This is a genomic window from Halanaerobium sehlinense (genome assembly GCF_055379485.1).
Window position 1 is genome coordinate 87383 of record NZ_AP042442.1, and the last position, 12291, is coordinate 99673.

Below are 12291 nucleotides of genomic sequence, written 5' to 3' on the forward strand. Positions count from 1 at the left end.
TTGATATAACGGGGCTTAAGAACGTTATTTGAGATTATGAAATAAGAAAAAATAAAAAAATACTAATCAAAGTATAGAAAAAGTAATCAATTAGACATAAGCTATATTTAGAATTTAAATTCTTGGAAAGGAGGAATTTTTATTAAAGAATTTCATAAATGTGTAAATCCTTATTTAAATGAGTTTACAAAAATAACTATTCCGAATAGTCGGGTCGACAAAGTTTATTCATTTGTAAAAAATATCGTCAGAGCAAAAAAAGATGATGAAAGTTATTTTAGAGATAATAATAAAATGAGCAAACGGTTTTTGACTGGAATTTTAGGAGAAGTTGCTGTAGAAGAGTTAATACAGAAGCAATTTGTTAATTGGACTGTTGGTGCAGCTAAATTTTACAATAAAGCAGATTTAACAAAACTTAATTTAAATATCGGGATTAAGACAGTGGAGATGGGTAAACTACCAGTAATACATAAGAAACCAAAACGCCCGGAAATAATCAACTTGAAAGTTAATGATCATTTCTTTTATATATGTGGTTTGGCCACGAGAGAAACGTTATTGAAGTATCAAGATGATGATGGGATTTTGAGTCCGGCACTCAGAAAGAAGGGTAATAAGACAGCCTTTTATGGGTTTTCAGAGCTGATTAAATTCAATAATTTTGCTGAACTAATTAAGGCTTATTATACTGATTTATTTATTAGCAAGATTGCAATATAAAATACAATGGAGGTAAAAGATGACAAAATTCAATAAGTACAGAGAAATAGAATATAAGGGACAACTCGTTGATTTTTATGTAAATGAACTGCGTGAATATGATGATGTGACAATGTTGTTAGAAGATCTGGTTGAAGTGCTTGGTTATTTTAATGAAAATGAAATTATAGAAAAGCTGTTAAATGAAAAATATCTTTTAGATTATGTTTATCAGGGTGAATTAAATGGAAAAACTGAACTATTTATTGGTAGATATGCGATAGATAATCTTGCATTTAATGACTCGTTAAATTCAGAGTTTAAAGATCTGGGCGATCTAGCAATTAGTGTTCATCGTTCTTTAAAAATTTATGATTCACTCAAGAATGAATATGATCAGATTATAGAAAATTTAAGCGACTCACCAGTTTATAAAAGGCATTTATATACAAATGAGAATAGGGATGGGAAATATGAAAGGTTATTATACACCGATTAAAAATGGAATGAGAAGTACAATTTATATTAACAAAAAAATAAAAAGAAAGGTAAGATTAATAGATGATTGAAAAAATGTATGGAAATAGTAAAGCAAAAAGGGTCATGAATGAAATTATCGACAAAAGTGAAGAAATAGTAGTTGACCAACTTGAACAACCTTGGAGTAAAGTAAAAAATAAAGACATTACAGAAGTAAGGCCAATTAGTATGAATGGTAAAGGATGGATAAGACTTAATTATATTAACCGTTATAATGAGCCAGTAACAGATGGAACCATAGAAACAGCAGTTAGTAATCTTATTGCATTGGCGAGAGCTAATTGCAAAAAACAAGATCTTTTTTTACGAGTGGCAGAGCACAAAGGTGATATTTATTATGATTTATGCAATAAAAAGTGGCAGCAGGTTCGAATAACACATGGAAAGTGGGAAATTATAGAACAAAGTGATTCTCCAGTGATGTTTAAGAGGTATATCCAAATGAATGAACAAAAAATTGTTGAGAAAGCATCAGTGGAAGATGCAAAAGAGATATTGAATTTTATAAATATAGATAAAGATTCTCCAAAAGCAATGTTCTTATTAGTATATATTGCTACTGTTCTAATTCCAAACATTCCACACGCAGTTCTACATTTAAAAGGGGTTAAAGGAACTGCGAAAAGTAATTTATCTCGAATAATTAAAAGAATTGTAGATCCAGCTATGCCTGAGCTTATAACATTAAATAAAGATTTAGAACAGAATTTAGCACATAATTGGTTTGCATTGTTTGATAATATTTCGCAGATTAGCAAACAAGAATCTGATATACTTTGTCGTGCTTCTACAGGTGCTGGGATAGCAAAAAGAAAATTATTCAAAGATGATCAGGATGTCTTCTATAATATAAAACATTGTGTAGCACTGAATGGAATCGATTATAAAATTCCTAAATCAGATTTAATGGATCGCTCAATAATAATAGAATTAGATCCTATTTCCAGCAGAGATAGATTAAGTGAGAATAAATTACATAATCTTTTTGAAGAAAAAAGACCGTCAATTGTAAGTGGATTTTTTGAAGTTATAGCAGAAGCAATGTTGATAAAAGAGACCTTAGAATTTGAGCATCTTCCCAGAATGGCTGATTTTTTTGAATGGGGTACTGCTATTGCTGTTGCATTAGGTTATGACAAAGAATATTTTGAGTCAAGCTATTTTGATATGATTCATAATAGATTAGAAAGTTTTCATAGTCCGAGTGCTTTTATTAAGGCTTTAAAGCTTTATGTTGAAGAAAAAGGTGCTATAAAAGCATCTGCATCAGAGGTTTTAGAAACCATGAAAGTTTATGCAGAAGAGTTAGATATAAAAATAGAAGATACTTTATCAGTTGCATGGGTTACCAGAAAAATTAAAGCTAATCTTGAATATTTCAATGACATGGGTATTGGCGTAGAGACAGGTAAAGATAAAAAAAGTAAGAGATATATTCACTTATATAAGTGATATTTTGACAGTAAAGACAGTAAAGACAGTAAAGACAGTAAATTTCAACTTGTGATCTTTTAAATTATAGAGTGTTAGAGTTTATAAAATATTAAATGCTGTCAATACTGTCAATGCTGTCAAATTAACTAACTTGTTTTTGGTGGGATGGTTTTAGAAAAAAGAGTTTAAAGCATTAATTTAATTAGAAAAGAATTATTAACTGTAAACTTTCAGATTAAAACCATCCTTTCAAAACAAAAAAAGGCTGGTTAAAAAGCGGCAGCTTTTTATTTTATGTTGGGATAATAATCGAAAACCAATGAATGCTGAAATAAAGATTGAGAAAGTCATTTTAAGAATGTAATTGTTTGTGAACTTGGATAAGCTAAAAAATAAGTTTAAGGAGATGAATGAAAGTTGAAAATATATTTCGACAGAATTAGAAAGATACTGGATGAGTTAAGGGAATTGGTTGGGAAAAGCACAGAAGAAATAGCATATTATCTTGAGTATAAAAGACCTGCAGATATTGAAAATGATATACCAGTTAAATGTTTTGATGATGAAGTTTTTGATGAATACATGTTTTATGATGAAAATGATGATCTGCATCTAACTGAAAATGGATTGCTTGAAGTAGTTATGACATCTAATCAGTATAAAGCACTTGAGTTTCAAAATCTTGTCAGACCTGTAGTGAAGTTAGCCAAAGAAGAATACGATATAGAGCTGTAAAATCCGTGGTCGGTTAGATCGACTACGAAATAATATAAAAATAAACTAAAATTATAAGAGGAGAAATGAAAATGAATAATGTAATAGAGTTAAGCAAAGTTAAGGAAGAAAAGTTTGGTATTGTGAATTGTGATTTTTACAGAGATGAAAACTCAGATGAAGTTTTTATGACAGCTGAACAGCTTGGTGAAGTTTTGGAATATGCCAATCCAAGAACTGCTATAAACACTATGTTAACAAGGAATCCATACTTAAGAAATAAAGAGTTTTCAACCGACTTCAAACTGAAGTCACTTGACGGCAAGCTTAGAAATACTAGGGTTTTCAATGAAGATGGAATATATGAAGTGACAATGCTATCAAATCAACCAAAGGCTAGAGAGTTTAGAATGTTTGTTAGAAAAGTAATTAAAGAATTAAGAAGAACTGGTTATGTAAGTGTAGAGCAGTTTGATGATCCGTATTTAGTTGTAATTGAAAATATGTTCAAAAGTATGAAGTTAACTAAAAAAGAAATAAAAGAAATGAAGCGAGCCCAAAATAAATATCAAATGGAATTAGATAAACATAAGAAAATTGTTGAACAGCAACAGAAGAATTTGGATTATGTAAATAAAATAGTTTCTGTAGAAGATACAGCAACACTTAGGAAGACTTTTACAAGTTCAGTTCAAGCTTTAGCACTAAAAAAACAGATTGGATTTCCAGTTGCTTATGGTAAAGTTTATGGAAGAATAAATAAAAACCAAGGAATTAACCTCAAAGCTAGAGCTAAAAAAAGGAATATGAAAATTGTTGAATACTTAGAACAAGAAAATATGCTGGAATATGCTATGAGAATTGTTAATGATATGCTAAATAATGAAGAAAATGCAGCTTAGAGAGGAGGTATTAAAGAATGAATAAATATATAGTTTTCTGGACAAAAGAAGGAGAAAGTCGTTGGGATATTTTAAATAAAAATATTTTGTTTGATTTTTTATCATTAAATAAACTTTTAGATAATGAAAATACAATAATATTTGGACCCGATATTGAATATAAAACCGTCCCACAGCTAGTAGAAAAAGGCTTGTCAATGCCCTAAAAGTGGTGTTTCCACCCGATGAAACATGCATAAATAAACTTGAAAAGTGCTATAATGCCTGAAATAGCAGAGGTTTAGGGAAAAATAAGCTAAAATTTAAGTAAAAATAGCTCTATTTTTATGTTTCTACCCGAGAGTACCTTCATTCAACCCTGTTATTTCGGGAATCTTAATTTCAGATATTTTAGCAGTTAGGTTTAAAATTAAAAAAATAAACTAATTGGACAAGAGGTGGTGTTTCCCGCTATTAAATAACTATTTAAAAGCTCATCTACAGCTTTTGGAGTTGAATGCACACAATTAGATGTTTAAAGCATAAGTGCTGTATATAGCCAAATATAAAGGATATAAAGCTAATTGAGTTTTTAAAAATATCTATTTGGCTAGTTATTGTCGTTCACTACCTATATGTGCTTTGTGCCTGTCTGTAACACTTCAAATCCAATTTATGTAAAGGATAAACAATATAATCTAAAGTTTAGCCGGGTCAGTTTTCAATTATTATGGAATCTAATTTTATTTCACAAAAAGTTATTGCAACTATTTAAAAAGTAATAGAATTGGTGTAGAGTATAATCATGGAGCGAAAATAACGAATATTCTTGAAATAACAGTGAGTTATTTACAACAATTATATTAAACTTTATGGAATCACTCTATATAAATAGCAAAAATGAGTTATTTCGTGACCGCAACTATTATTAACTTTAATACCTAAAAGTTTTGTTTCGAGCCCCACCCTGGCCTGCAGAGGGCAGGGTGTTAACATAAATGAATAACATTTAAGAGGTCCACTGCTTTAATTAGCGGTGGGCCTTTTTGCATTTGTTGACCTATTAAAAAAGAAGGAGGTGATTTATTTAATTTTTGTCGGGATAAAGATTCTATATATAGAGATTGGAGGAGAAGAATGAGTAAATTATTGGAGTTGGTGCTTATCTGTCTAGTATTGGTGATTATCCTTTCAATAATAAAACAACCTGGATTAGAAGACTTTGTAAAGCTGCATGATTGGGAGCTGGTCTATACAGTAGAACAGGGAGACACTCTCTGGAATATAGCCGCAGATATTGAAAGTGAATTTGATATTAGACTTGTTGTAGCAGCAATTAAAGAAGTTAATAAAATCGAAAGCTTGATTTATGAAGATCAAAGAATAATATTACCTAAAAATTAGCCGCTTTGCAGTTAGCCCTGTAGAGTGTTTTTTTATTTCAACTAAGCGAACATTAGTTTTTAAACTTAAATCAAAATAAAAAGGAGATTGATAAAAATGATAAATATCCAAAAATATTCATTGAGAGTTGTTAAAGAAAAGGGTGGCAGATATGATCTAGAAAGAAAGGTAAATAATCCTGAAAGTGCCAAAAATGTGTTTATTGATGTTTTAGATCTGGACAAGAGAACTGAAGAAGTCTTTGCAATAATTACACTGGATGTCCAGAGCCAAATAACAGGGGTATTTGAGGTTTCGATTGGTAATCTATCATCTAGTCTGGTATCACCAAGAGAGGTCTTTAAAAGGGCAATCTTGCAGAATGCAGCTGCTATTTTATTAGGACACAATCATCCAAGCTCAATTCCAGATCCAAGCAATGATGATATTCAGGTAACTAAGAAATTAATTAAGGCAGGTGATATAATCGGGATCAAAGTTATGGACCATATTATAGTGGGTTCTAGAGATAATTATGTGAGCATGAAGGAGAGAAACTTAATCTAAAATTGCTCTTGATTGCTATAAAAATAATTATTTTAGAGAAAATTAAAAAATAATTTAAATTTATAGTTGTTGATATAACAAGGATTATAAGCTCTCTAACTAAAAAAGAAGATTTTTTTCTAAAAAAATATTGATCGAAGTATAACAAAAGTAATCAATTTGTTTTATAATTAAAGAGTGTTAAAAAATGAGTCAACAAAACTGAATATAGAATTGAGTCTGGCAGAAATTATCGGTAATTTTTGTACACCAAACAGATTCACCCTGAGCTTCTGGTCGCCAGGGATATCAAGGTTTTTCATTTCTTTTCCACACCAACAAAAAAGAAGGCCATGTTACGCCCACATGTTTTAGCAGAATCCAAAAAAAGGGCACCGCAGGTGAGGATATAACTACCGCCTTAGCTAAGGGTAAATTTAGCCACTGAGTGAGCCGTGAGGCGATTATAGCACAAAGTGTTACAGTAGGCCACCGCTGGTGAGCCGTTAGACTACTCGGATTAAAGAGCAACCCGTCCCAGTGCTGAAAGCTGTATCTAAGTAATGTAACTACCGTATTGCATGAAAGGCTATGGAGGAGTAAGCAGGGGGTAAGAGAGCAAGTGATTGGGATGAACACCTATGGCAATGTAAGGGGGCATAGAGTTAATACTCATTCTGATCTACGATGATAAAGCTGGACCTAAGCACGTACCAATTATTGGTCAAGGCTCTCATGGTGACAAGAAGCCATCTGTAGATAGGAAGACCTCGTCATATCTTATAATATGTTCCTGAATTCTACAAGTTATCTCTCTAAATTAGGCAATAGGAAAAGACCACTAACCCAGTAATAGCAAAGTGTTATGAAGGGTTAACTCTTTTCTTCTTGTCTAATGCAAAGGGGATAACTGTATCTAGTTTCCTGTCTCTCTTTTAATTTTATAAAGCACAAGAAATGATAAGCAAATGAAATGAGCTGGGTTTTGATACCATTTAAAAAGCGTTATTGCAAAATGGTTCTGATGAAAAAGTTAATGCTTAAAACTTTTATCCTGACAAAAAATAAAATGCTGGTCTCAGATTTGAAAAGAAAATGAAAAAGCAGCTGTTACTCAAATGCCTGTTGGGATAAAAAAATAAAAAGTTTACAAAAAATCGCTTAAACAATAATTGCAGCGAAAAAGTGATTCTCCTCAATGGGTTTAAAAAAAGAAAGCTAAAACCTATCCTAACAGAAAATAAGATTTGTCAATTTAATTACACTTGATAGAAGATTGCATTTAAGCTAAAGTCACTGCTGCTAAAAGCTTTGGTAGATGAGTAAACACTGAGTAGATCAGTTAGAGTTCACACTTAAGATTTCATAAACATTTCTATTACCATTTGTAGTGAGCTCAAACATATCTCCTGCCTCTCGCTTGAGCAGTGCTTTACCAATTGGAGATTTAAAACTGATCTTAGAATTAAAAACATCAGCTTCATCTTCTTCGACTACCTTATATTCAATAACCTCATCATTCAGTCTGTCTTTGAGCTTTACAGTATCACCAATGGAAACAAAGTTGCTAAACTTAAGATACTCCAGTAAGGAGCTGTATCTGTTCTCCACAATATTATTATCTATCGCTCTCTTGAGAGTGTTCAAATCACTTAGAAGCATCAACTTCGTTTGGGTTCGAGTAATCCCAGTATATAGCAGATCCCTCCTGAGCATAATATTGTGAGAGCTGCTCAAGACCATAATTAAGAACGGGAATTCACTACCCTGGCTTTTATGAACAGTACAGGCATAGGCATGTCTGAGGTAATTTAGCTCATCAGATTTGAAGTTAACGACTCTTTCTGATTCATGAATTTTTACAGCAAGAGATCTTTTATTATTGACCTTGATAACCTGTCCAAACTCCCCATTAAAGACTTCTTTATCGTAGTTGTTCTTTATTACCATTACTTTATCACCAAGCCTAAATGGACCAATTGAAGGCTTTGAGCTAACAGCAGGATTAACACAGGCTCTAATTTCTTTATTGAGATTATTAACACCAAGTACACCATTTTTTATCGGTGAAATAACCTGTATATTAAAGATATTAAAGTTTCGATCTAACCGTCTAAAAACAGCCATAATCTCTTCGAGAGCAGATTCTTCATTTTTAATTTTTTTGAAGACAAAGTCCGGGCCATCATTTAGTTGAGGCAGCTCTCCTTCGGTAATTTTTTTGGCCAAAGGAATTATTACTCCCTCATCAGATTGTCTAAAATTTTCCTTAAGCTCTGTAATAGGAATAATCCCTGAGCTGATCATATCTTTCAACACATTGCCCGGGCCAACACTCGGGAGCTGATTAGTATCTCCCACAAAAACTACCTTTAAATTAGCATTAACGGCAGAAAAAAGGTGATAGGCTAAAGGGATGTCACACATACTAAACTCATCGACAATTAAAAGTCCGGGATGGGCAAGTACAAAGTGTTCATCAAATCCCTCACCACGAAAGTTTAATAGCCTGTGAATTGTCTTTGCTTTAATATTAGTCAGAGTTTCCAATCTGGTGGCTGCTTTACCTGTTGGGCTGGCTAGATGGATTTTATGGTGCTTATTTTTGTTCTGGTAAATTTCACAGATTGTTTTAACGATCAGTGATTTTCCAGTGCCCGGGCCACCAGTGATAATAGAAATACTATTATTTAACGCTTTTTTAATAGCTTCTTTTTGTTCTGGAGCAAATTGTATTTCTGCTTCAGCTTCCTTTTCTGCTATTATCCGATCAAGATTTTTAAATTTAACTTTTTTACTTTTTGACTGGATAAGGGTTTTGATCTGATAAGCAATCTCCTTTTCAGCCTGATAGAGAAAGTACTGATAGATTTTGTCAGCTTCAATAATCAATTTTTCTTCTTTTTTTAACTCCGAAATTGCCTTTTCAAATCTATCTGCTTCTATTTTCACTTCAAGTAGCTGCTGCAGTCTTTCCAGTAGCTCTGATTTAGGCAGATAGCTGTGACCTTCTACTTCAGCAGACTTAAGTAAGTGCTCAATGGTGGCTTTTATTCTAAAGATTGACTTTTTATCGTCATTTAAAGAAAGAGCAATTCTATCTGCCTTTGTGAAGCCAACATTGTCGATTTCATCAATCAGCTGATAGGGATTATCTAAAAGGTCTTTAAGAATTTTCTCAGGTGTCATTCCTTTTTTGAGATAATGCTTCCAGATACTATTAGCCTTATTTGTTGAAAAACCTAAATTACAGATAGAACTGATGAATTTTGCTCGATATTCGTCAGAGAATAATTCTTTTTTTATTTCCTGCAGCTGCAGATCACTGATGAAGTCAAATTGTTTTAGGAGATTAGGATCATTTTTTATTTTTTCTAAAGCATCAATACCAAGTTCATCTATAATTTTATTTGCTCGAACATCTCCTACCTTTGTCATCACCGATTTGAGATATTTAATCAAACCTTCTCGGTTATCGGGCATTGAACTTCTATATTTCTCAAACCTAAACTGGATTCCATATTTTTGATCTCTGATAAATTTACCTTTGAGCTCATAAGTGTATTCTTTTTTGGGTGAAGACATGTTGCCAACTGCTGTAATCTTTTTATCATTTTCTGTTTTAAATAGCAGAACGACATAATTCGACTTTTGAGTCTGATAGATTATTTTAGTTATTTTTCCTTTTAGGACTTTAGTTTTGAAATTAAAGCCTGACATTCTGACACCTCCTGAAATAGCAGCTATTATAACTATTCTTGATCTATGAAGTTCTTTCCTGCAAATAAAATAAGAAACAATTAACGTTGACATTTAATGTTCCTGATATCGTTGTTTTAACAGTAGTTTTGGCTTAAATTAATATTAAATGTCAACGATAAGTAGAAACTTTACTAAATGCATATTAAACGTTGACATTTAATGGATGGTAATTTTTATAACCGCTGTCATAACAGTTTTCTTATTTTATTTTTCGTTGACATAAAATAATATAAATGGATTTTTCGCTGTTGAGTTTGTAAATGTTTATTTAAGCTGTGATAATTTAAAACATATTATAATTTAAGGACATCAATAATAATTATGGTCACAGCATCGGTGATAGATATATTAAAAAGCTACAGAGGTGATTAAAAACTTTGTCAGTACTGAAGATGTAGTTGCCAGAATTGGTAGAGATGAATTTGTGGTATTATTATCAGAAACTGATGAAGACACAACAAAAAATATATATAAAAGAATCGAATAAAATTTTGTTTTTATAAATAAAGATGTTGTGATACCAGAAGAGCTTATTATTTCTTTAGGATGGGCACAGCTAAAAATAGCGAAATAGATATAAATAGAGTGCATGAAGAGCAGATAACAACATGTATAAGAATAAAGGTAGAAGATAAATCACTTTATTGACCGCTTGTAAAACTAATATTGTGAAGAAAGAAATGTAAATATAAATAAAAAAATCATTTGCCTGCTCCTTTTTAATTAAGTAGGTTGCACACCAAAAATTAAATAAAAGAGTCAAGCAAATACATAATATTCTTATCACCAATTTATTTGAATTACGAAATCTTGTGGCAATAGAACAATACCTAAAAATTTTAAGAGTATGCCTGATCATTCAAAGAAAATAGGCATTTTAAATTTTATCTTTTAAAACAGATTGATGTACGTGAGTATTCAAGAATAGCAGGATAAAATAAACTAAGCTATACCAGTATTAATGAATTTACAATCAAGAAAAAACATAGACATGAAGTTGTTTTAACTGACCCAATTAACAATAAGTTAATTGATCAGACTATTTGCTTTCTCTAAAGCTTCCTCTGGAGTAACTGCATAAGCATCGGCATTAACATTTTTCCAGGAAATTTGATTTTTATCAAAAGCTCTACCCCCGACAATTATTTTTGTTTTTTCAACTGATTTAATTTCTCTAATAGTTTTTATTATATATTTAACTAAAGTTGAATCTTGAATATTTGCTACCGAAATTAAAATTATTTGTGGATTATATTTATACAGATAACTTAATAAATAACTAATTTGTGATTTAGATCCAAGAAATATTGTATTCCAGCCATTAATTTCAAAATAGTCGCTTATCATTTTTAATCCAATATCATGGGATTCGTTGGATAGTGTAAAGGCAATAACAGTGTTTCGGTTAGCAAGCGAATTTTTTGGAAAATATAATTTGAGCTGAGCCATAACCTCCTTAGTTTTTTGAGTAAAATAATATATTTCGTCAAAATCAATTTTATTATTTTCTACTAGTTGGTCTAATTTATCAAATGAAGGTTTTAAAATTTTAAGATAAATTTCACTTAATTCCAGATCTCTATTTAAACAGCTTAACAGTTCAGAAAAAGCAAGGCTTTCATTACCGGCCATAATATTTGAAATATATTTTTGTTGAATTCTATTGTAATAATCTTTATGATTATTACTTTTAGAATTTTTTTTGTTTTTAACTATTTTGTTTGTAATTCTATCTTTAATTTCATCCCTTTTTTCTTTTTTTATGGGGGTTATATGGAGTGTTAAAAGGTTATGTGAAAGTTCCAGTGAGATAATTTTTACTGTATATAAAAAACCATCATTAGTTTTATGAATATCGAAAAATATATTATTTAAATCAGCTTCAAGCCTATTATTCAAAGCTTTGTCAAGATAAACACTTAATTCACTAAGTCCCATTTCAATTAAACTTTTTCTTTCATAACCATAAAAAGAGCAGGCTCCAATACTGCATTTTTTAATTTTTAAGTTTGATTTTTGAACAGTAAAAATAATATTATTACTTTCCTGGAGCCAGCACTTAGAAATTGTTTTTTTATTGCTTTTTCCTAAAAGATAATCAAAACTCACATTAAAATAATTAGATATTTCATTTAATGTCTCTATATTGGGAGTTCTTAACCCCTGTTCATAATTGGCAATAGTAGTTTTAGAAAAAGAAAGTTCATTAGCTAAATCTGCCTGAGTTAAATTGTTTTCCTTTCTTAGTTTTCTTAGTCTATTTGCTAAACCTTCCATATTCATCACCTTTATTTGTTTAATATAATAAATAAAAAAGTATATTATTATA

The 12291-nt window shown here is 30.8% G+C and carries 11 protein-coding genes; 9 read left to right on the forward strand and 2 right to left on the reverse strand.

Features of this window, described 5'->3' with window-relative positions; all coding sequences use genetic code 11:
* Nucleotides 1-294 precede the first annotated feature (294 nt).
* From ACZ446_RS00420 to ACZ446_RS00455, 8 genes are all read left to right on the forward strand, one after another.
* Nucleotides 295-723 (forward strand): hypothetical protein, encoded by a 429-nt coding sequence (locus tag ACZ446_RS00420; protein ID WP_464393202.1) that lies wholly within the window; start codon nt 295-297, stop codon nt 721-723.
* 19 nt (nt 724-742) lie between these two features.
* Nucleotides 743-1201: a hypothetical protein gene (locus ACZ446_RS00425; protein ID WP_464393203.1), complete on the forward strand. Its 459-nt coding sequence runs from the start codon at nt 743-745 to the stop codon at nt 1199-1201.
* Between the two features lie 62 nt (nt 1202-1263).
* Complete coding sequence (locus ACZ446_RS00430; RefSeq protein WP_464393204.1) at nt 1264-2694, forward strand: hypothetical protein; 1431 nt, start codon at nt 1264-1266, stop codon at nt 2692-2694.
* A 399-nt stretch (nt 2695-3093) separates the two neighbouring features.
* Complete coding sequence (locus tag ACZ446_RS00435) at nt 3094-3411, forward strand: hypothetical protein (protein WP_464393205.1); 318 nt, start codon at nt 3094-3096, stop codon at nt 3409-3411.
* A 71-nt stretch (nt 3412-3482) separates the two neighbouring features.
* Nucleotides 3483-4292, forward strand: a complete 810-nt coding sequence (locus ACZ446_RS00440) for a BRO-N domain-containing protein (RefSeq protein ID WP_464393206.1) — start codon at nt 3483-3485, stop codon at nt 4290-4292.
* Nucleotides 4293-4309: 17 nt separating this feature from the next.
* A complete protein-coding gene (locus ACZ446_RS00445) occupies nt 4310-4498 on the forward strand; it encodes a hypothetical protein (protein WP_464393207.1) in 189 nt (62 codons plus the stop codon).
* Nucleotides 4499-5408: 910 nt separating this feature from the next.
* The gene (locus tag ACZ446_RS00450; protein ID WP_464393208.1) at nt 5409-5675 is read left to right on the forward strand and encodes a LysM peptidoglycan-binding domain-containing protein; all 267 of its coding nucleotides are present in this window, start codon (nt 5409-5411) and stop codon (nt 5673-5675) included.
* 96 nt (nt 5676-5771) lie between these two features.
* Nucleotides 5772-6221 carry a JAB domain-containing protein gene (locus ACZ446_RS00455; RefSeq protein WP_134060043.1) on the forward strand — a complete coding sequence of 150 codons (450 nt, stop codon included), beginning with the start codon at nt 5772-5774 and terminating at the stop codon, nt 6219-6221.
* A gap of 1317 nt (nt 6222-7538) precedes the next feature.
* Here ACZ446_RS00455 and recD2 read toward each other — a convergent pair.
* On the reverse strand, nt 7539-9920 hold the full coding sequence (gene recD2, locus ACZ446_RS00460; RefSeq protein WP_464393209.1) for an SF1B family DNA helicase RecD2: 2382 nt from the start codon (nt 9918-9920) through the stop codon (nt 7539-7541).
* A 406-nt stretch (nt 9921-10326) separates the two neighbouring features.
* Between recD2 and ACZ446_RS00465 the strand changes: the two genes are divergently transcribed.
* Nucleotides 10327-10449, forward strand: coding sequence for a diguanylate cyclase domain-containing protein (locus tag ACZ446_RS00465; RefSeq protein ID WP_464393210.1), 123 nt, complete (start codon nt 10327-10329; stop codon nt 10447-10449).
* 539 nt (nt 10450-10988) lie between these two features.
* On the opposite strand, the gene ACZ446_RS00470 is transcribed toward ACZ446_RS00465, so the two are convergent.
* A complete protein-coding gene (locus tag ACZ446_RS00470; RefSeq protein WP_464393211.1) occupies nt 10989-12239 on the reverse strand; it encodes a helix-turn-helix domain-containing protein in 1251 nt (416 codons plus the stop codon).
* Nucleotides 12240-12291 lie beyond the last annotated feature (52 nt).